The following is a 19,924-nucleotide window of genomic DNA, read 5'->3' as shown; positions in this document are numbered from 1 at the left end:
CTGTCCGCGGGTTCGGGGAAACGCGCCTGCCCGCGGTCCCTTCCGGCGCATGCTCGGGCCGTGGAGCTGCCTGACATCTACCGGCGGAAGGCCTTGCGCCTCGAGGGTTCCGGTGACGACGAGGTGCAGCGGATGCTGCGGGCCGGCGACCTCACGCCGGTCCGTCGCGGCTCCTACATCCGCGAGGCGGTGCCCGAGGACCTGGACAGCAGGCACGCGCTGCGGGTGCGCGCCCAGCTCGGGCACCTCCACACCGCACCGCTGCAACCCGACGACATCGACCTCGTCGACGGCCTCCCGGTCACCTCCGTCGCGCGCACGGTCGTGGACCTGGCGCGCACGCTGCCGTTCGAGGCCGCCGTCGCCGTCGCCGACGCAGCCCTCCACGCCCTGATCAGCGAACCGGGGCACCTGGCTGCCCTCCGGGCCGCGCTCGACGATGCCCTCGCGCGCTCGGCCGGCTGGCCGGGATGTCCTGCCGCCCGCCGGGTGCTCGCGTTCGCCGACGGTCGCAGCGCAAGCGTCGGTGAGTCGCGCAGCCGGGTCGCGATGGCGCGGGCCGGGTTGCCGGTTCCCGTGCTGCAGTGGGAGGTGTTCGGCAGCGGGGGCTGGATCGGCACCGTCGACTTCGGCTGGCCGGAGAAGCGCACGATCGGTGAGTTCGACGGCCCTCGCACACACGTCCGATCGTGTGTGCGGGGCCGCGAAGGTGTGTGCGACCGCTCGAGCCCGGCCGGACCACCGCGACCGGGGTCAGCGGAGGTGCCGGCGCGTCCGCGCAGCCTTCATCAGCAGGTAGCGCCGTTCCGGCTCGCTGGTGGTCCGTTCCGCGGCACGGCGGAAGTGCGTGGCCGCGGTTGCGGTGTCGCCGAGCATCTCGTGCAGGTGGCCGCGCACGGCGTCGATCCGGTGGTGGCCGGGCAGGCGCCGATCGAGGGGTTCGAGCCGTTCCAGGCCCGCGGCCGGACCGTGGACCATCGCCGCGGCGACCGCGGCGCTCAGCCCGACCACCGGGTTGTCGGTGAGGCGTTGCAGCAGCTCGTAGAGGCCGAGGATCTGGGCCCAGTCGGTGTCCTCGGCGCGCGCCGCACCGTCGTGGAGGGCGGCGACGGCGGCCTGCAGCTGGTACTCGCCGACGGCGCCGCGGGACATCGCGACGGCGTTCAGCCGCATCCCTTCGGCGATCGCCCGCCGGTCCCAGAGCGAGCGGTCCTGCTCGGCGAGCGGCACGAGTTCGCCGACGCGCCCGGTGCGGGCGGGCCGGCGGGCGTCGGTGAGCAGCATCAGCGCGAGCAGCCCGGCGACCTCCCCGTCGCCGGGCAGCAGTGCGTGCAGGGCGCGGGCGAGCCGGATCGCCTCCCCGGACAGGTCCACCCGGTGCAGGTCGGTCCCGGCGCTGCTCGCGTACCCCTCGTTGAAGAGCAGGTACAGCACGTGCAGCACGGAGCGCAGCCGGTCGCCCCGCTCGTCGGCCGTCGGCATCCGGAACGTGCCCCCGGACGCGGCGATCCGCTGCTTGGCGCGGCTGATCCGCTGCGCCATCGTCGCCTCCGGCACGAGGAACGCCGTCGCGATCTGGGCCGTGGTGAGGCCGCCGACGGCGCGCAGCGTCAGCGCGATCGCGGACGCCGGCGTGAGCGTGGGGTGGCAGCACAGGAACAGCAGCGCGAGGGTGTCGTCGTGCTCCGCAGGCTCCGCGCCCGGCACCTCCCGGCGGGCGACGGCCTCCTCGCGACGCCGCCGGGACTGCTCCGCGCGGTAGGAGTCGGTGAGGCGGCGGACGGCCGCCTGGATCAGCCAGCCCCGCGGGTTGTCGGGCACGCCCTCGACGGGCCAGTGCCGCGTGGCGACGAGCAGGGCCTCCTGGACGGCGTCCTCGGCCGCCTCGAAATCGCGGTAGCGCCGCACGACGACCCCGAGGACCTGCGGCGCCAACGTGCGCACCAGGTCCCCGAGGGCCGCCGGCGTCGTCACAGGTCGGCGCCCGGCAGCGGACCCATCACCCGCCGCACCTCGATCCGCTGTCCCATGGGGATCCCGCCGGGCCCGGGGGCGGCGGAGACCTCCGCCGCGATCTCGACCGCCCGCTCCTCGGACTCGACGTCGATCATCTGGTAGCCGGCGAGGGCCTCCTTGACCTCGGCGAACGGTCCGTCCGTGATCACCGGCGGGTCGCTGCCGTCGGACACCACGACCTTCGCGAGCTCCGGTCCGGTCAGCGCCTGCGCCTCCACCAGCTCGCCGCTGTCGATCAACCGTTGGTTCACCGCCCGCAGGTAGTCGAGCAGCGCGGTGAGGTCGTCGGGGTCCCACTCCTGCATCGGCGGGGCCGACAGCCCCTCGTCGTACTTCGTCAGTACGAGGTAGCGCGCCATCGTCGTCACCCCTGTCCGCTCTTCTCCCGGGCCAGGTCCTCGACGGCCTGCGGGATCGTGGTCTCGAAGTCCAGCAGCTTGGCCCACTCCGGCACCACCCGGATCCGCACCATCTCGTCGTACAGCGCGCGGACGCCGGTCTCCCACTCCGGGAAGACCTCGGCCGGGGTGATCTTGCGTGACCCCGCGACGTACTCGTCCGGTATCCCGTCCACGTGCTCGATCCGCGCCGTCCCGCGGACGAGCAGCACCCGCGGCGGCCACTCGCCCTGGGTGTCGATCGTGATCGCGACGCGCGGGTCGCGCCGCAGCGCCGCCACCTTCGCCATGGTCGGCAGGGAGCACACCACGATCTCCGCGCCGGTCCACCAGAACGCGACCGGCACCACGCGCGGGCCACCGTCCAGGCCCGTGTAGGCGAACCTCGCCGGGATGCCCGACCCCAGCAACCGCTGCGCGATCGGCTTCTCCAACACCTCGATGACGTCGTCGCGGTCCATGGGTCCTCCTCGTGTCGGGGCTTGCAGGAATCGGACGGAGCCGACCCCGCGTCCTCGACATGCAGCGGGTCCTAAGTTCGGGGTGTGGAGTCCCTCCCCGGTGCGCAGACCCGGCCCGGCGTGCGGGTGGCCGCGCGCGTCCTGCTCGTCGACGCGCAGCAGCGGCTCCTGCTGTTCCACGGCGTCGACCCGCACGTCCCCGACGCGTCGTTCTGGTTCACCGCCGGCGGAGGCCTGGAGCCGGGGGAGGAGCTGCTCGACGGCGCCCTTCGCGAGCTGCGCGAGGAGACGGGCATGCAGGTGCCGCCGGACCGGATGGCCGGACCGGTGTGGTTGCGCCGCGTCCGGTTCTCCTTCGAGGGCGTGGAGTACGACAGCGACGAGTGGTTCTACCTCACCACCCTCACCGACGCGGCCGTGGTCGACACGGGCGGCTTCACGGAGCTGGAGAACCGCACCGTGCGCGGGCACCGGTGGTGGAGCGCGGACGACCTGCGCGGCACGACGGAGACGCTCTACCCGCTGCAGCTCGCCGAGCTGCTACCCGGCCTGCTCGCCGACGGGTGGGACGGGCAGCTCCGGCTGATCGACTGACCGGGTCCGCGCAGCCCACGTCTCGCTGTGGCCCTGGCCGGATCCAAGAGCGGTGGGCGCCCCGACTCGCGCGGTGGACGCCCCGACTCGCGCGGTGGACGCCCCGACTCGCGGAGGGTGGCGCGCTACCAACTCCGCGAGTCGGGGTTTCGTACGCGCGAGTCGCGGCGCTGCAGGCCGCGAGCGGTCACCGACTGCCGCTGCGACCCGGCCCGCGCGGTCGATGCCTACGGCGCGAGCCGCGGCACCCGGATCCCCTTGGCCTCCAACCGCGGGATGACCTCCGCCGCGAACTGCTCCAGCTCGCCGACGTAGTCGACGAACGACAGCGTCATGCCGGCCAGGCCCGCGGCCGCGTACTGCTCGATCTCGTCGGCGATGTCGTCCGGGGTGCCGATCAGGGGGCAGGTGCCGTGCCCCGCGGCGAACCGGGAGCGGAACGTCGCCAGCATCTCCGGGGTGAACGACTGCGCGTGCATGCCCTGCAGCCGCATCAGGTTGTCCACCGCGTCCCAGTCCGCGTTCTCCTCGGCGTAGTAGTGCAGGTACTCCTGCGCCTCGGCGCGGGTGGGGCGGCACACGACGTGCGCCGGGGACATCACGCCGACGGTGCGGCCGTACCCGGTGCGGGCGGAGGAGGTCAGTTCCGAGACGACCCGCGCGCCGTCGGCGGGATCGCCGATGATGGTGAACACGAAGTCGGCGTTGCGGGCGGCGAACGCCCGGCCCTGTCTGCTGGACCCGGCGTTCAGTACCGGCAGCGTGCCGTGCACCGGCTTCGGCTTCGACTCCACGCCCTTCAGCGCGAAGAACCGGCCCTCCAGGTCGAAGCGCCCCTCGCGGGTCCACAGGGTGCGGACGTGGTCCCACCACTCCTGCGCCATGGCGTAGCGGTCGTCGTGCTCGGTCGGCAGCGGCACGCCCATCGCCTCGTACTCGGGCTGGTTCCAGCCCGCGACGATGTTCACACCGGCCCGCCCGTCGGCGACCTGGTCGATGGTGGCCAGCTGCTTCGCGCTGACCACGGGATGGTTGAACGCGGTGTGCACGGTGGCGAAGACGACCACCCGGCGGGTGCTCGCCAGTAGCGCGGAGGCCCAGGGAACGGGCTCGAGCACGCCGTCGTGGAAGTTCGTCTCGCCGCCGTAGCCGATCCAGCGCGCGATCGGCAGGATGAAGTCGATGCCCACCTCGTCGGCGAGCCGTGCGAGGCGCAGGTTGTCCGACCAGGTGGCGCGCCACCGCTCCGGGATCTTCGTGACGGCCAGCCCGCCGGCGCAGTTCGGGGAGAACAGCCCCAGCTTGAAGTCTCGACCGTCGACGAGCGTGTTGCTCATGGTGGTGCCCTCCTCGGCCGCCGGCGCAGCTCGCCACGCGCCGTGCTCTGGTCGCCGCACTGTAGGGCAGCGCCCCCGGTATTGACCTTCCCCCAGGGGCAGGGCCCACGGTCGGGTCGACCGGGCGATCGCCTGGTGTCGAGGGAGGATCGATGGCGTGGGTCTGCTGACGATCGGAGCGTTCGCGAGAGCATCGGGGCTCACGCCGAAGGCTCTGCGCCTCTACGACGACCTCGGCCTGCTCGCGCCGGCGATGGTCGACCCGCAGACCGGCTACCGCCACTACCGGCGCGACCAGCTGGACCAGGCGCGTCTCGTCGCCTGGCTACGCCGGATCGGGATGCCGCTGGCCCGGATCACGTCCATCACGCGGTTGAGCTCCGAGGCCGCCGCGCGTGAGGTGGCGGAGTTCTGGGATCAGGTCGAGGCGGAGGTTGCCGAGCGCCGCGCCGTCGCCTCCTTCCTCGTCGAGCACCTCTCCCGGAAGGACCATGCCGTGCCGACCGAGCTGCTGTTGCGCTGCGCTGCCGTTGACGACCGCGGTCTCGTGCGCCCTCTCCACCAGGACGTCGCGTACGCCGACGACCACCTCCTCGCGGTCGCCGACGGGTTCGGGCCGCGGGGCGAACAGGCCAGCGCCGTGGCCGTCGAGGCGCTGACCCGCCACCGCCTCGGCGCCGGCGACGTCCTGGTCGCCCTCCGAGAGGCGGCCGGGCACGCCGACGAGTCGGTGCGCACCGCCGTCGCGTCCGAGTCCGAGACGGGCACGACACTGACCGCACTGGTCTGGTCCGGCTCGCAGCTCGCACTGATCCACATCGGGGACTCCCGTGCCTACCTGCTGCGCGACGGCGAGTTGCTACGCCTCACCCACGACCACACCGTGGTCCAGGAGATGGTCGACGACGGGCGGCTCACCGCCGCGGAGGCCGAGTCGCACCCGCACCGCGCGATGCTGGTCCGTGCGTTGCACGGCGGCAGGCCTGCTCCGCACGACTCGTTGCTCCAGGAGCCACGCCACGGGGACCGGTACCTGCTCTGCTCCGACGGGGTGCACGCGGTGTTGCCCGAGGAGGTCCTCCGGGAGGTGCTCGTCGGCACCACCGGGCCGGAGGAGGTGCTGGCCGAGCTGGTCCGTCGCGTCCACGAGGCGGGCGCTCCGGACAACATGGCGTGCGCGCTCGCGGACGTGGTGACTCGCTAGATGCGTCTCACGACGTCAGGTACGCCTCCAGCCCGGCTCGTCCGCCCTCGCGCCCGAAGCCGCTCTCGCGGTAGCCGCCGAACGGCGCCGTCGGGTCGAAGCGGTTGAACGTGTTGGTCCAGACGACCCCGGCCCGCACCCGCTGCGCCGTCCACATGGCCTTGGAGCCCTTCTCCGTCCAGATCCCCGCCGACAGGCCGTAAGGCGTGTTGTTCGCCTTCGCCACGGCCTCGTCCGGGGTGCGGAAGGTGAGCACCGACAGCACCGGCCCGAAGATCTCCTCGCGGGCCACCCGCATCGTCTGCTCGACGCCGGAGAACACCGTGGGAGGGAAGAACAGGCCGCGCTCGGGCAGCGGGCACGAGCTCGTCCAGCGGCGCGCGCCCTCGGCGTCGCCCGCAGCGGCGAGCTCGGTGATCCGGTCCAGCTGGGGCCGCGAGTTGATGGCCCCGACGTCGGTGTTCTTGTCCAGCGGGTCGCCCACGCGCAGCGTCTCGATCCGGGCGCGAAGCAGCTCCGTGAACTCTTCCTCGATCGACTCCTGCACGAGCAGCCGGGAGCCTGCGCAGCAGACGTGGCCCTGGTTGAAGAAGATCCCCTCGACGACGCCGTCGACGGCCTGGTCCAACGGCGCGTCGTCGTAGACGATGTTGGCCGCCTTGCCGCCCAGCTCCAGCGTGAGCCGCCGGCCGGTGCCCGCGAGGCGCCGCTGGATCTCCTTGCCCACATCCGTGGACCCGGTGAACGCCACCTTGTCCAGGCCGCCGTGACCCACGAGCCCGGCGCCGACCTCGCCCGCGCCGGGCAGCACGTTGAGCACGCCCGGCGGGAGCCCCGCGTCGGCGGCGATCTCGGCGAGGACGAGCGCGGTGAGCGGGGTGGTCTCGGCGGGCTTGAGCACGACCGTGTTGCCGCACGCCAGCGCGGGCGCGATCTTCCAGACGGCCATCAGCAGCGGGAAGTTCCACGGGATCACCGCCCCGACCACGCCGACCGGGCGCGGGTCGGGACCCAGCCCCGCGTAGCCGAGCTTGTCGGCCCAGCCCGCGTGGTGGAACAGGTGCGCCGACGCCGTGGGCACGTCGACGTCGCGCGCCTCGCGGATCGGCTTGCCGTTGTCGAGCGTCTCCAGCACCGCGAGCTCGCGGGCCCGCTCGGCCACCACCCGCGCGATCCGGAAGAGGTACTTCGCGCGCTCCGCGCCGGGCATCGGGCCCCAGACCTGCTCGTACGCCCGGCGAGCCGCGGCGACCGCCCGGTCGACGTCCTCGACGCTCGCCGTGCCGACCTCCGCGAGCACCTCCTCCGTGGCCGGGTTGAGCGTCTTCAGCGGCTCACCACCCCCGTCGACGAACTCCCCGTCGACGAACGGGCGGTAGGCCGGCTTGAGGTTCGCGAGCGCGGCCGACTCGGGCGCGGGCGCGTAGGTCCAGTCCGGCATCAGGCCCCTCCGATGTGGTCGCGGTCGGTGTAGTGGCCTTCGAGCTGGGTGCGCCGCTGCCGCAGCAGGTCCCCGAGCAGCGACGACGCCCCGAACCGGAACAGCTCGGGCGTGAGCCAGGCGGGCCCGGCCACCTCGTTGACGGCCACGAGGTGCCGGATCGCGTCCTTGGCGCTGCGGATCCCGCCCGCCGCCTTGACGCCGCGGTGCTCGCCGGTGGCGCGGTGCCAGTCACGGACGGCCTGCAGCATCACCTGCACCACGGGCAGCGTCGCGGCGGGGGAGACCTTGCCGGTGGAGGTCTTGACGACGTCGGCCCCGGCGAGCAGCGCCAGCCAGGACGCGCGGCGCACGTCGTCGTAGCCGGCCAGCTCCCCGGTCTCGAGGATGACCTTGAGGTGGGCGCTCCCGCAGGCCTGCTTCACGGCGACGATCTCGTCGAACACCGCGCCGTAGCGGCCGGTGAGGAACGCGCCGCGGTCGATCACCATGTCGATCTCGGAGGCGCCCGCCTCGACGGCCAGCGCCGTGTCGGCGAGCTTGACCGCCCGCGACGAGCGACCCGACGGGAACGCCGTGGCCACCGCCGCGACCACGACCCCGGAGCCGCGCAGGGCCTCGACGGCGACACCGGCCAGGTCCGGGTAGACGCAGACCGCCGCGACCGACGGCACCTCCGGGTGGTCGGGATCGGGCACGCGGGCCTGGGCGCACAGCGACCGCACCTTGCCCGGGGTGTCGGCGCCCTCCAGCGTGGTCAGGTCGATCATCGAGATCGCCATGTCCAGGGCCTGGAGCTTCGACTCCTTCTTGATGGATCGGGTGGCGAGAGTGGCCGCACGCCGCTCGACGCCCACGTGGTCGACGCCGGGCAGGCCGTGCAGGAAACGCCGCAGCGAGGCGTCGTCGCGCACCGCGTCCGCGAAGGGCCCGTCGCGGCCTGTGGTGCGCGGGGCGGGAACGGTCGTCGTCACGCGGGCGAGTCTAGGTGCGGACGAGCCGGCTGGAGGGCCCGCGAACCGCCGCAGCGAAGCGGAGGCCATCCGACACTGTGAGCGGGCCGGCGCCGTTCTGCGGGGGAGGAGCGCAGGGAGCGAGGTACGAGCGACCGAGCACCGGAGGAGCGGGGCGGTGCCTGGAGGGCCTGCGAGCCGCCGGAGCGAAGCGGAGGCCATCCGACACAGCACACCGCCCGCCGCACCACAGGGGCGGCGGGCGGGGATGAATGCAGGGGGAGCGGGGGGTAATGCTGTCGTGCAGCCTTGCGGACGTGCTGAAGCGCGAACTGTCGTGCGTACTGCCGTGCGCGCGGTCGTCAGCTCAGGTGGAGCTGTGCAACCGCACGACGCCCACGGTCACGTCCTCGAGCCCGCCGCGGTCGAAGTCGCGGCGCAGCTGGTCGGCCTTCAGGGTTGCCGTCAGCCCGTCGAACGGGCCGTGTGCGTCGACCTCCCCGGTCTGGGGGTCGACGGCGAGTACGACGTACCCGTCGCACTGCGTGAGTTTCTCCGCCGCTGCGACCAGTGTCGCCTCGTCGGAAGTCGTGTTCTCCGGCACCGGATCACCTCCTAGTCATCTAGTACAGCGTCGGTGGGGGCTCCTATGTGACAGGGTTCGTGGCATACCACCCGTTCGGGTCAGGGTGAAAGTTCGAGTTGATCACTCACGGTGCCGCTCACCGCACGCTGGGCACGTCCACGGGACGTGTAGGCAGTATGCGTGACCTAATCGGCACGGACGGTGATCATTGCAGGCGATCGTGGCCCCCTCGTGCTGCCCGCGGTGTGAGGGGTACCGCCGGCGGGGTGCGGCTGCATCCGGACGGGCGAGAAATGCGCCGCATGGGGTGCCGCGGTGGTTGCGGAAGGTGACCGCAACCACCGTTACGCGAGCTGTCAGGATCCCGGTATGCGTACCCTCCGCACCCCGGACGAGCGGTTCGCCGGACTCCCCGGATTTCCCCTGCCGCCCCGATACGCCGACGTGCCCGATCCCGACGGTGGCTCACTGCGCGTGGCGTGGGTCGCCGACGGGCCCGCCGACGGCCCGGTCGTGCTGCTCCTGCACGGCGAGCCGAGCTGGTCGTTCCTGTACCGGACGACGATCCCGGTCCTCGCCGCCGCCGGGCTGCGCGTCGTGGCGCCGGACCTGGTCGGGTTCGGCCGCTCCGACAAACCCGCCGAGATCGGCGACCACAGCTACGCGCGGCACGTCGAGTGGCTGCGCGCACTGCTGTTCGACGTGCTGGACCTGCGCGGTGTCACCCTCCTCGGGCAGGACTGGGGCGGCCTGCTCGGCCTGCGGTTGGCGGCCGAGCACCCCGAGCGCTTCGCCGCCGTCGTCGCCGCGAACACCGGGCTGCCGACCGGCGACCGCGACATGCCCGAGGTGTGGTGGCAGTTCCGCCGGGCCGTGGAGAAGGCGGAGCGCCTCGACGTCGGCCGGCTCGTGCAGTCGGGGTGTCGGAGGACCCTGACGCCGCAGGAGCGCGCCGCCTACGACGCCCCGTTCCCGGACGAGTCGTTCAAGGCCGGGCCGCGGGCCATGCCGCTGCTGGTGCCCACGCGCCCGGACGACCCGGCCACCGAGGCCAACAGGGCGGCGTGGGCCACGCTGACCCACAGCGACCTGCCGTTCCTGTGCGCGTTCAGCGACGGCGACCCGATCACGGCGGCGATGGAGCCGGTCCTGCGCCGCAGCATGCCGGGCGCGGCGGGCCGGACGCACCCGACGATCACCGGCGCGGGCCACTTCCTGCAGGAGGACGCGGGTGAGGAGCTCGGAGAGGTGGTCGCGGCGTTCGTGCGGGAGGTCCGGCGGTGACGTGTCCCGGAGTTCAGGAAAGCCACATTCCTGAACCTGCAGGACAGGAATGTGGCTTTCCTGAACCGCCGGGGCCGCCGGGGCCGCCCGGGCCGCCCGCTCCCGCACCCTCGCGCACCTCCACCGGCGGCGCCGGGTGGGGGTGTCGGGAGCGCGGGATCGGGGCCGGGCTCGCGCCTGCCGGCAGCCGGTTCTCCTGGCTGCGGCTGGCGCCGCTGATCGCGTCGCGCAACGACGTGCTGGTGCGGTGGTTCGGCGACCCCACCGACGCGCAGCGCCGCGAGTGGCTGCGCCGCCTCGACGGGTACGCGGCCGCCGCCGGTGTCGCCCCACCGCGGCGCGACCGGCTCGTCACCCGCCACGCCGGCCCGGAGCGCGTCTCCGTCGCGGTGCTCGGCGATCCGGGCGAGGGCGACGCCTCGCAGTACGTCGTGGTCCCGGTGTTGGAGCGGGTCGCCAACGACACCGACTTCGCGGTGCTGTGCAGCGACGTCGTGTACCCGGCGGGCGGGGTGCGCGCCTACGCCGACCGCTTCTACCGGCCCTACGCCGACTACCCGCGCCCGATCTACGCCCTGCCCGGCAACCACGACTGGTACGACGGGCTGTCGGGGTTCATGACCGCGTTCTGCGACGCCCCACCGGACGCGGGCGCCCCCTCGCCCGCAGCCACCGGGCCGTGGTGGCGGCGGCTGCTACGCACGCTGCTGTGGCGGCGGGCCCCGCGGGCGGGCGTCGAGGACGTCGCCGACATGCGCTGGTACCGCGACGCCGAGTCGCAGCAGGGCGGCCAGCCCGGGCCGTACTGCGCCATCGACGCCGGGCCGGTCCGCCTGGTGCTGATCGACACCGGGCTGGACGGCCACATCGACCGCGACCAGGCGGCGTGGCTGCGGGAGGTCTCGGCGGGCGACCGCCCGAAGATCCTGCTCACCGGGCGTCCGATCTACACCTATGCGAACCGGCAGGAAAGCCCGATCGAGGGGGGCGGCGACGTCGACGAGATCGTCACCGACCCGGCCTGCAACTACGTGGCCTGCATCGGGGGTGACGACCACAACTACCAGCGCTACCCCGTGCGGCAGCGGGACGGCAGGACCATCCAGTACCTGGTGGCGGGCGGGTCGGGCGCCTACCTCTCGGCCACGCACCAGATCCCGAACGTCGACCGGCTCGCCCCGGCCGTGCACGAGGAGGACTTCCGCTGTTACCCGCTGCGCGGTGACTCCCTCGCGTACTTCAGCCGGCGCTACGACAAGCTGCTCGGCCTCGGGCGGGGCGGGCTGGTGATCTCGCCCGACGACGCCACCACGTTGATGGCGGAGCGGGTGGCCATCACCCCGCCGCGACCGGGCTCCTCGACGGTGGACGCGCGCACCCGTCGGGCGGCCGAGCGCGTCTTCCCGCTGCCCGCGCGGGGTTCGGCGCCCGCGCACAACATGATGTCGTTGCTCTTCGACTCGAACGCCGTGCCCCAGTTCAAGAGCTTCCTGCGGCTCGACGCCGGCCCCGACGAGATCGTGCTCTCCTGTTGGGCGGCCACCGGCTGCCGCGAGCACGAGATCGACCCGGTGCTCGAGGACCGCGTCCGGGCGCTCCGGACCCAGGACGGCGGCTGGGAGTGGCACAGCGAAACTCCCGGAAGGGCAACTCCCTGACGAACGAACGGCACTCTCGTTGCTCCCTGGCGGATTCCAGTGGCCGCCGAGAGTGCCGTTCGTTGCATCAGGCGGCCGCCACCGCCACGCGCGTCCGACGGCGCAGGCCGCTCGCCGTCAGCGCCGTGCCGAGTACCGCGGCCACCAGCGGCACCACGAGGCCGGCGCGGTAGCCCGCCAGGACCGCCTCCGGGGACGCGTCCGCGGTCGCCGCGACGATGACGGCCGACACCGCCGCGAGCCCGAGCGCGGCGCCGAACTGGAACGAGGTGGTCAGCAAGCCGCTGGCGAGGCCCTGCTCGTGGTCGTCGACGCCGTCGGTGCCCGCGATCGTGAGCGGTCCGTAGGCCAGCGCGAACGCGACGCCGAGCACGGCGAGGGAGGGCAGCATCGCCAGGAACCCCCAGTCCGCCCCGACCGGCAGGAACAGCAGGTAGGCGAGTGCGGTGAGCGCGAGCCCGGCGACCACGACGCGCGCGTTCCCGAAGCGCGCGACCAGCCACGGCGTCAGCGTCGGGGCGAGCACCGCGTCGATCCCGGCGACGGCGAGCGCCAGCCCGGTCTCCACCTCCGACCAGCCCCGCAGCTCCTGCAGGTAGAGCACCACCGTGAACTGGAAGGCCATGAACGAGCCGATCAGCAGCATCGCGCCCGCGTTCGCCCGCAGCAGGGGGCCGGAGCGCAGGATCCCGAGCCGCACGAGCGGGGCCGGCGAGCGGCGCTCGATCCGGACGAACGCCGCGAGCAGTGCGACCGCGCCGGCCAGCGTGGCCAGCGTCGTCACGATCGCGACCTCGGGCGCGTGGACCACGGTGACGACCAGGAGCATCATCGCGCCGGTCAGCGTCGCCGTGCCTGCGACGTCGAAGCCGCCTGCGGTGCGCGCGGGCCGCTGCTCGCGGGGGATCAGCGCGGCGGCCGCCACGAGGAGCGCGGCCGCCACGACCACGGGTGCGAAGAACACCCAGCGCCAGTGCACGGCGGTGAGCAGCCCGCCCACGACCATGCCGAGTGAGAAGCCGCCCGCGCCCGCACCGGCGTAGACGAGCACGGCCCGGTGGCGGGTCGGGCCCGCGGCGTACGTGGTGGTGATGATCGAGAGACCTGCCGGAGCGAGGAACGCGGCGGCCACGCCCGTCGCGAAGCGGGCGAGCACGAGCACCCAGCCCTCGCCGGCGAAGCCGCCGAGGCCGGAGAACGCCACGAACACGACCAGCCAGAGCAGGAACATCCGGCGCCGGCCCAGCAGGTCGGCGGCCCGCCCGCCGAGCAGGACGAACCCGCCGTAACCCAGGACGTAGGCGCTCACCACCCATTGCAGAGAGCCGGTCGACATGCCGAGCTCAGCGCGGATGGACGGTAGCGCCACACCCATCATCGAGACGTCGATGCCCTCGAGGAAGATCGCCCCGGACAGGACGAGCAGCAGCCCCCAGGCGCGGGCGTTCATGCGTTCCTCGCGCGGCGGGGCGGGTTGTGCGGACACGGCGTCTTCTCCGTTCGTCGGTTCTCTCTTGTAACCGACCGCATCGTGCGTCACCATTGCTTACTGTGGAAGAAGGCACTTCGAAGTCACCGACGCACTCCATGGGCACCGCCGAGGACTGCAGGGACGCCTACCAGTGGGACAGGCGCGAGGACTGCGAGGTCCGCCAGATCCTCGACCGGGTCGCCGACAAGTGGTCGCTGCTGGTGATCGCCCTGCTCGACCGGCGCGTCCTGCGGTTCACCGAGCTGCGCCGCGAGATCGACGGCATCAGCCAGCGCATGCTCACCGTCACCTTGCGCCAGCTCGAACGCGACGGGCTCGTGCGGCGAACCGTGCACCCGGTCGTGCCGCCGCGCGTCGACTACGAGCTCACCCCGCTGGGCGCCTCGCTCCACGAGACCATCCAGGCCTTGGTGTCCTGGACCGAGTCGCACCAGCAGGAGATCGCCACCGCCCGCAGCGCCTACGACGTCCGTGCCGCCCTCTAACCTCAGGCCCATGGACGTGCAGGTCGTCGACCACCCACTGGCCAAGGCCCGCCTCTCGGAACTGCGCGATGCGCGCACGGAGAACGCGGCCTTCCGCGCTGCCCTGCGCGACCTCACCCTGATGCTCATCTACGAGGCCACCCGCGACGCCCCGCTGGCCACAGCGCCGCTGCACACCCCGGTGGCCCGCACCACCGGATACCGGCTCGCGACGCCGCCGCTGCTCGTGCCGGTGCTGCGCGCCGGGTTGGGCATGGCCGACTCCGCGCTCGGCCTCATGCCGGAGGCGCAGATGGGTTTCGTCGGGCTCGCCCGCGACGAGGAGACCCTCCGGCCGGTGCCGTACATGGAGTCGTTGCCGGCCACCCTGGAAGGCCGCCCGGTGTTCGTGCTCGACCCGATGCTGGCCACCGGGGGCTCGATGGCGCACACGATCCGGCTGCTCACCGAGCGCGGCGCCTCGGACGTCACGGCGATCTGCGTGCTGGCCGCCCCGGAGGGGGTGGCCCACCTGCGCGACAGCGGCCTGCCCGTACGCGTGGTCACCGCCAGCGTCGACGAGCGGCTCAACGACTCCGCGTTCATCGTCCCCGGCCTGGGCGATGCGGGCGACCGGCAGTTCGGGGCCGTCTGACACAGCCGGTACGGGCCCACCACGAGCGACCACGGGAGCACGACATGACCGATCCGCTCCTGTTCGATCACGAGATCGACAGGCTCCTCCAGGGGATCGCCGAGGGCTTCCGGACCCCGCTGCGCGCGCCGGTCCTGCACACGCCCGACGAGGTGGGCCTCGAGTTCGAGGACGTCACCTTCCCGTCGTCGGACGGGGTCCCGCTGGAGGGCTGGTTCATCCCCGCCCCCGGAGCGGATCGCGTGGTCGTGGCCAACCATCCGAGCGGGTTCAGCCGCTCCGGCCTCCCGACCCACCTCGAACCGTGGCGGTCGCGGTGGGAACCCAGCGGCAACGGGAGCGAGGTGGACTTCGTCCCGGACTACCGGATCCTGCACGACGCCGGCTACCACGTGCTGGCCTACGACCTGCGCAACCACGGTCTCAGCGGCGCCGCCAACGGGGGCATCGGGACCAGCGGGATCTTCGAGGCTCGGGACGTCGTCGGGTCGCTGCGCTACGTGCGGTCCCGGCCGGACACCCGGGAGCTGCCGGTCGGGCTGTTCAGCCGCTGCCTCGGCGCCAACGCCACCTTCGCGGCGATGACGCAGTTCCGCGAGGCGTTCGCGCAGGTGCGGAGCCTCGTCGCGGTGCAGCCCCTCACCACCCGGGTGATCATCGAGCACCAGCTCGCCCTCGCCGGGGTTCCGGAGCCGCGCATCGACGACGCGTTGATGGCCGACCTCAGCCGTCGCATGGTCGTCACCACCAGCATCGGGCTCCCGCGGCGCGCCCCGGTCGAGTGGGCGCGCAACGTCACGGTGCCGGCGTTCCTCGCTCAGGTGCACGACGACGTCCTCACCGACCCGAGCGACGTCCAGGCGATGTTCGACGCCGTTGCGGGCAACCGCAAGAAGCTGCACTGGATCCGCGGGACCACGCGCCGCTGGGACGGCTACCTGGAGTTCCAGCGCCGGCCCGAGCCCGTGTTGGACTGGCTGGACGCCACCATGGCCACGGCGGCCGAACCCGGCGCACGGGCCCCACTGGCACCGGGCGCCGAACTCACGGAGCCGCTCGTCCAGGGCGGTGGGCCCGGGGCATGCAGCGCCCGGTCCGCCACTGCGTCCACGCCCTAGGCCGGCTGCCACCCGGCCAGCACTGCGCGCACGGCGTCCTCCATGCGATCGCGCCCCTCGGGCAGCAGGTGGCGGCGCTGCAGCGAGACCCAGCCGTGCACGGTGGCCCAGAGGGTGAGCGCGGCGGTGGCCGGGTCGAGGTCGGAGCGCAGGGAGCCGAGGGTCACACCCCGTTGCACCAGCTCCCGCAGCGGGCCGAGGGCCGTGTGCGCGGTGGCCGGCGGTAGCGCGCCGCCGAACATCGCGTCGAACAGCTGCGGCGCGGCCAGCGCGGCATGCCGGTAGGCCCCGGCCAGCCGGACGAGCGCGGTGACCGGGTCGTCCCGCGCGCGTGCCGCGTCCACGTGCGCGGTGAACCGCCGCAGCGCCTCGTCCAGCAGCTCGGCGAGCAGCTCCGGCTTGCCACCGAAGAGCGAGTAGACGGCGGTAGTGGACGTGCCGCAGTCCCGCGCGAGCACCCGCAGACTGACCCCGTCCGTCCCGTCGGACGAGAGCAGCTCACGGGCGCGCGCCAGCAGGCGCGCACGGAGCGCTGCGTCATGGACCTTGGGCCGGGCCACGCGAGCAGGCTAATCAATCCCCGTCCGCGATGCCCGCGGCGAGGACGGCGCCGAGCTCCCAGCACGCCTCCAGCGCGGCCTTGTCGGGCGCGCCGGTCACCTCCACCGGCGCGGCGGCGCGCGTCCACCCCATGCCCTCGGTGACGGACCCGACAGCCCGGACGGCGCCCTCCACGCCGAGGTTGCCGTGCACGTAGAGGCCGTAGGGCAGGCCACGGGTGTCGTCGCCGCAGACGTAGTAGACGGTGTCGAAGAAGTGCTTGAGCGCCCCGGACATGTAACCGATGTTGGCCGGTGTGCCGAGCACGACCGCATCGGCGGCGAGCAGGTCAGGGGCCGTGGCGGCCAGCGCGGCGCGGCGCACCACCTCGACACCGGTGATCTCGGGATCGGACGCGCCCCGCACCACGGCGTCGAGCAGCTCCGCCGTGGCGGGTGAGGGTGTGTGGTGGACGATCAGCAACCGGGCCACATCCGAATGCTGCCACCCCGGCCCGTGCTCCGGATACGCTCGAAGCGCTGGACGACGTGATGCGGGACGGGCGGGCAACGGTGGGGCGGATCTGGTTCGGGCGCGCCGTGCTGGTGCTTGCCTGCCTGGCCACGGTGCTCGCGGGCGTGCGGTCCGGCACCGTCACCGTGCAGCGCAGCGCCGACGCGGTGCCCGGCACGGTGCGGATCATGCCGCTCGGCGCGTCCAGCACGGTCGGGAAGGGGAGCCCGCGCACGGCGGGCTACCGGGGTCCGCTGCAGGAGCTACTGGCGCGGGACGGGCTGTCGGTCGACCTGGTCGGATCGCGGCGCGACGGCCCGGCCTCGGTGCCCGACCGCGACCACGAGGGCCGCAGCGGAACCACGTTGGCGCAGATGCTGCCGCGGGTCGCCGAGTGGGTCGTCCGGGCGCGCCCGGACGTCGTGCTGCTGCACAGCGGCACCAACGATTTGCAGAAGGGGGCATCGGCCGCGGAGGCCGCGCGGCGCCTCGAGGACGTCCTCGAGACGATCGTGTCGGTGTCCGACGCGCACGTCGTGGTGGCGGGGGTGTGGGCGCCACTGCCCGGTGACGGCCGGGACCGCGAGGAGTTCGAGCGCTTGAGCGCTCTCGTCGTCGCCGGGTTCCGGGAGCGCGGCCACCAGATGCGGTTCGTCGACGCCACCGGCCTGCTGACGCCCCAGGACATCGCCGACGGGCTGCACCCGAACGCCGCGGGCTACCGCCGGATCGCCGGGATGTGGGAGCGGGAGATCCTCGGCGTCCTGGACCCCCGCCCGTGAGGCGTCAGCCGGTCAGCAGGGTCGTGACCTCGGTGCGCAGGTCGGCCAGCCGGGCCTCGGCGGCCGCCCGTGCGGTGGCGAGGCCCGCCGCGTCGGGCACCGGCTCCACCACCTCGAGGTAGGCCTTGAGCTTGGGCTCCGTGCCGGAGGGGCGGACCACCAGGCGCTCGCCGGCGCGGCGCAGCACCAGCACATCGGGGGCGGGCAGTTCGCTGGTCCAACCCTCGGGCGGTGCGGCCCGCAGGCGGGCGGCCGCGGCGTCGCGGGCCTGCGGCTCCATGCGCAGCGACACCCCTTCGGTGAGGTGCACCCCGTGCGCGACGGCCAGCTCGTCGAGCCGGTCCGGCAGGCCTCGCCCCGCGGCGGCCATGGTGGCGGCGAGGTCGCAGGCCAGCACGGCGGCCGCGATCCCGTCCTTGTCCCGCACGGTGTCCGGGTCCACGCAGTAGCCCAGCGCCTCCTCGTACCCGTACACCAGACCGGGCCCGCCACGCACGATCCACTTGAAGCCGGTGAGCGTCTCGGCATAGCGCACCCCGTACGCGGCGGCGACGGCACGCAGCATCGACGACGACACCACTGTGGTGGCCACCAGCGGATCCGGGTAGCCACCGGAGCGCAGCAGGTGGTCACCGAGCAGCACACCGGTCTCGTCCCCGCTCAACACCCGCCATCCCCCCGCGTCCGCCCGCGAGTCGGGCTCCGGGTGTACGCGTGTCGCGGTGGGAACGGCGAGCGCGCAGCGGTCGGCGTCCGGATCGAGGGCGATCGCCAGGTCCGCGTCGACCTCGGCGGCCAGCGCGAGCAGCGCGTCCATGGCGCCCGGTTCCTCCGGGTTCGGGAACGCGACGGTCGGGAAGTCCGGGTCCGGCGCCGCCTGCGCCGCGACGACGTGCACGTCGGTGAACCCGGCACGGTGCAGTGCGTGCACCGCGGTGGCGCCCCCGACGCCGTGCATCGGGGTGAGCGCCACCCGCAGCTGCCGCACCGGTCCCCGGGGGAACCGCGCGACGCGCTCGAGGTAGGCGTCGGTGACGTCGACCTCGGTGGCCGCGGCGTTCGTCGGGATGCTGACGGCCGCGGTCGTCGCGGCGATCGCGGCCTCGATCTCGGCGTCCGCCGGCGGGGCGAGCTGCGCGCCGTCGGCGAGGTAGACCTTGTAGCCGTTGTCGGCAGGCGGGTTGTGCGAGGCCGTGATCTGGACGCCCGCCACGGCGCCCAGGTGCCGGACGGCGAAGGCGAGCACCGGCGTCGGGAGCGGGGCGGGCAGGACGTGCACGCTGAACCCGGCCCCGGCGAGCACCTCGGCGGCCGCGGTGGCGAACGCGGCCGAACCGTGGCGGGCGTCCCGGCCCACGACGACGCTGCCGCGTGCGCCGTCGCGGCCCAGCCACGCTGCGAGCCCTGCCGTCGCCCGGCGGACGACGGCCACGTTCATCCCGGCCGGTCCTGCGCGCACCGGCCCGCGCAGGCCCGCCGTGCCGAAGCGGAGCATCCCCGACATCCGGTCCGCGAGGTCGTCGACCGCACCGGCGGAACCCGCCATCGCCGACGCGAGCACCCGCTGCAGCTCCTCGCGCGCAGCCGGGTCGGGGTCGTCGGCGATCCAGCGCAGCGCCGCGTCGCGGGGCGCGGGGCGGAGCGTCATGCCCGGCTGATCAGATCGCGCAGCAGCTCGCCCATCCGCCCCGCCGAGGCGGCGCCCGCGGCCAGCACCTCGTGGTGGTCGAGCGGCTCGCCGGTGATCCCGGCGGCGAGGTTCGTGACGAGCGACAGGCCGAACGCCTCGACGCCCTCCGCGCGCGCCGCGATCGCCTCGAGCACCGTGGACATGCCGACGAGGTCGGCGCCCATGCCCCGGAACATGCGGATCTCGGCCGGTGTCTCGAAATGCGGGCCGGGCAGCCCTACGTAGACGCCCTCGGACAGCTGCGGGTCGATCTCGCGGGCGAGCGCGCGCAGCCGCGGGGAGTAGAGGTCGGTGAGGTCGGTGAACCGCGGCCCCACCAGCGGCGACAGGCTGGTGAGGTTGAGGTGGTCGGAGATCAGCACGGGCTCGCCGACCCGCATCCCGTCCCGGATCCCGCCGGCCGCGTTGGTGAGCACGATCGTGCGGCAGCCCGCCGCGGCGGCGGTGCGCACGCCGTGCACCACGGGCTCGACGCCGTGGCCCTCGTACAGGTGGGTGCGGCCCAGCAGCACCAGCGCCCGGCGCTCGCCCACGCGGACCGAGCGCACGGTGCCCTTGTGCCCGGCCACACCCGGAGGGCGGAACCCGGGGAGATCGGCCATGGCGAGCTCGTGCTCCGGCACACCGAGCACGTCGGCGGCAGGCCGCCAACCCGATCCCAACACCACGGCGACGTCGTGGGTGTCGATGCCGGTGGCTTCGGCGATGGCCGCTGCGGCCGCTGCGGGCTCGTTCATG

20 protein-coding genes are annotated in these 19,924 nt (G+C 73.7%); 8 read left to right on the top strand and 12 right to left on the bottom strand.

The genetic code is table 11. The features are described 5' to 3' along the window. Positions 1-753: 753 nt before the first annotated feature. Genes CFP66_RS34860 through CFP66_RS34850 form a run of 3 tightly spaced genes read right to left on the bottom strand, consistent with a single transcriptional unit; the run spans position 754 to position 2,875 of the window. Positions 754-1,974, bottom strand: a complete 1,221-nt coding sequence (locus tag CFP66_RS34860; RefSeq protein WP_094929594.1) for an RNA polymerase sigma factor — start codon at positions 1,972-1,974, stop codon at positions 754-756. Continuing rightward, positions 1,971-2,375 (bottom strand): YciI family protein, encoded by a 405-nt coding sequence (locus CFP66_RS34855; protein WP_094929671.1) that lies wholly within the window; start codon positions 2,373-2,375, stop codon positions 1,971-1,973. The genes CFP66_RS34860 and CFP66_RS34855 overlap by 4 nt, the downstream gene beginning before the upstream one ends. A gap of 5 nt (positions 2,376-2,380) precedes the next feature. Further along, on the bottom strand, positions 2,381-2,875 hold the full coding sequence (locus tag CFP66_RS34850) for a pyridoxamine 5'-phosphate oxidase family protein (RefSeq protein WP_094929593.1): 495 nt from the start codon (positions 2,873-2,875) through the stop codon (positions 2,381-2,383). 84 nt (positions 2,876-2,959) lie between these two features. Between CFP66_RS34850 and CFP66_RS34845 the strand changes: the two genes are divergently transcribed. After that, on the top strand, positions 2,960-3,469 hold the full coding sequence (locus tag CFP66_RS34845) for an NUDIX hydrolase (protein ID WP_094929592.1): 510 nt from the start codon (positions 2,960-2,962) through the stop codon (positions 3,467-3,469). A gap of 227 nt (positions 3,470-3,696) precedes the next feature. Here CFP66_RS34845 and CFP66_RS34840 read toward each other — a convergent pair whose 3' ends face one another. Further along, positions 3,697-4,806: an LLM class flavin-dependent oxidoreductase gene (locus tag CFP66_RS34840; RefSeq protein ID WP_094929591.1), complete on the bottom strand. Its 1,110-nt coding sequence runs from the start codon at positions 4,804-4,806 to the stop codon at positions 3,697-3,699. Positions 4,807-4,963: 157 nt separating this feature from the next. On the opposite strand from CFP66_RS34840, the gene CFP66_RS34835 reads away from it, so the two are divergent. Then, entirely contained in the window at positions 4,964-6,010 is a 1,047-nt protein-coding gene (locus CFP66_RS34835; protein ID WP_094929590.1) for a MerR family transcriptional regulator, read from the top strand. Positions 6,011-6,017: 7 nt separating this feature from the next. Here CFP66_RS34835 and CFP66_RS34830 read toward each other — a convergent pair whose 3' ends face one another. The 3 genes from CFP66_RS34830 to CFP66_RS34820 all read right to left on the bottom strand — a co-directional run bounded on the left by CFP66_RS34830 (position 6,018) and on the right by CFP66_RS34820 (position 9,008). Next, positions 6,018-7,451: an aldehyde dehydrogenase family protein gene (locus tag CFP66_RS34830; RefSeq protein WP_094929589.1), complete on the bottom strand. Its 1,434-nt coding sequence runs from the start codon at positions 7,449-7,451 to the stop codon at positions 6,018-6,020. Next, positions 7,451-8,425, bottom strand: a complete 975-nt coding sequence (gene deoC, locus CFP66_RS34825; RefSeq protein ID WP_233159962.1) for a deoxyribose-phosphate aldolase — start codon at positions 8,423-8,425, stop codon at positions 7,451-7,453. Before deoC ends, CFP66_RS34830 begins: the two co-directional genes overlap by 1 nt. A 346-nt stretch (positions 8,426-8,771) precedes the next feature. Next, the gene (locus tag CFP66_RS34820) at positions 8,772-9,008 is read right to left on the bottom strand and encodes a hypothetical protein (RefSeq protein ID WP_094929587.1); all 237 of its coding nucleotides are present in this window, start codon (positions 9,006-9,008) and stop codon (positions 8,772-8,774) included. A 351-nt stretch (positions 9,009-9,359) separates the two neighbouring features. Here CFP66_RS34820 and CFP66_RS34815 point away from each other — a divergent pair, with 351 nt between their 5' ends. Then, complete coding sequence (locus tag CFP66_RS34815) at positions 9,360-10,274, top strand: haloalkane dehalogenase (RefSeq protein WP_094929586.1); 915 nt, start codon at positions 9,360-9,362, stop codon at positions 10,272-10,274. After that, entirely contained in the window at positions 10,271-11,932 is a 1,662-nt protein-coding gene (locus CFP66_RS34810) for a metallophosphoesterase (protein ID WP_198961866.1), read from the top strand. Before CFP66_RS34815 ends, CFP66_RS34810 begins: the two co-directional genes overlap by 4 nt. Positions 11,933-11,999: 67 nt before the next feature. On the opposite strand, the gene CFP66_RS34805 is transcribed toward CFP66_RS34810, so the two are convergent. Then, a complete protein-coding gene (locus CFP66_RS34805; RefSeq protein ID WP_198961875.1) occupies positions 12,000-13,382 on the bottom strand; it encodes an MFS transporter in 1,383 nt (460 codons plus the stop codon). 137 nt (positions 13,383-13,519) lie between these two features. Here CFP66_RS34805 and CFP66_RS34800 point away from each other — a divergent pair, with 137 nt between their 5' ends. Genes CFP66_RS34800 through CFP66_RS34790 form a run of 3 tightly spaced genes read left to right on the top strand, consistent with a single transcriptional unit; the run spans position 13,520 to position 15,661 of the window. Continuing rightward, on the top strand, positions 13,520-13,909 hold the full coding sequence (locus CFP66_RS34800) for a helix-turn-helix domain-containing protein (protein WP_198961865.1): 390 nt from the start codon (positions 13,520-13,522) through the stop codon (positions 13,907-13,909). Positions 13,910-13,919: 10 nt separating this feature from the next. Beyond that, positions 13,920-14,543, top strand: coding sequence for a uracil phosphoribosyltransferase (upp, locus tag CFP66_RS34795; protein WP_094929583.1), 624 nt, complete (start codon positions 13,920-13,922; stop codon positions 14,541-14,543). Positions 14,544-14,587: 44 nt separating this feature from the next. Continuing rightward, positions 14,588-15,661 carry a S9 family peptidase gene (locus tag CFP66_RS34790; protein ID WP_198961864.1) on the top strand — a complete coding sequence of 358 codons (1,074 nt, stop codon included), beginning with the start codon at positions 14,588-14,590 and terminating at the stop codon, positions 15,659-15,661. On the opposite strand, the gene CFP66_RS34785 is transcribed toward CFP66_RS34790, so the two are convergent. Beyond that, positions 15,658-16,221: a TetR/AcrR family transcriptional regulator gene (locus CFP66_RS34785; protein ID WP_094929582.1), complete on the bottom strand. Its 564-nt coding sequence runs from the start codon at positions 16,219-16,221 to the stop codon at positions 15,658-15,660. The genes CFP66_RS34790 and CFP66_RS34785 overlap by 4 nt on opposite strands. 13 nt (positions 16,222-16,234) lie before the next feature. Continuing rightward, positions 16,235-16,693 (bottom strand): flavodoxin family protein, encoded by a 459-nt coding sequence (locus tag CFP66_RS34780; RefSeq protein ID WP_094929581.1) that lies wholly within the window; start codon positions 16,691-16,693, stop codon positions 16,235-16,237. A gap of 59 nt (positions 16,694-16,752) precedes the next feature. Between CFP66_RS34780 and CFP66_RS34775 the strand changes: the two genes are divergently transcribed. Continuing rightward, positions 16,753-17,496 carry a GDSL-type esterase/lipase family protein gene (locus CFP66_RS34775; protein WP_094929580.1) on the top strand — a complete coding sequence of 248 codons (744 nt, stop codon included), beginning with the start codon at positions 16,753-16,755 and terminating at the stop codon, positions 17,494-17,496. A gap of 4 nt (positions 17,497-17,500) precedes the next feature. Here CFP66_RS34775 and CFP66_RS34770 read toward each other — a convergent pair whose 3' ends face one another. Next, positions 17,501-19,144, bottom strand: coding sequence for a phospho-sugar mutase (locus CFP66_RS34770; protein ID WP_094929579.1), 1,644 nt, complete (start codon positions 19,142-19,144; stop codon positions 17,501-17,503). After that, positions 19,141-19,923, bottom strand: a complete 783-nt coding sequence (locus tag CFP66_RS34765; RefSeq protein ID WP_094929578.1) for a purine-nucleoside phosphorylase — start codon at positions 19,921-19,923, stop codon at positions 19,141-19,143. The genes CFP66_RS34770 and CFP66_RS34765 overlap by 4 nt, the downstream gene beginning before the upstream one ends. Position 19,924 lies beyond the last annotated feature (1 nt).

The sequence above is a fragment of the Pseudonocardia sp. MH-G8 genome (genome assembly GCF_002262885.1).
Taxonomy (GTDB): domain Bacteria; phylum Actinomycetota; class Actinomycetes; order Mycobacteriales; family Pseudonocardiaceae; genus Pseudonocardia.
The sequence above is the reverse complement of the archived record's forward strand: the minus strand, read 5'-3'. Positions and strand labels throughout refer to the sequence as shown.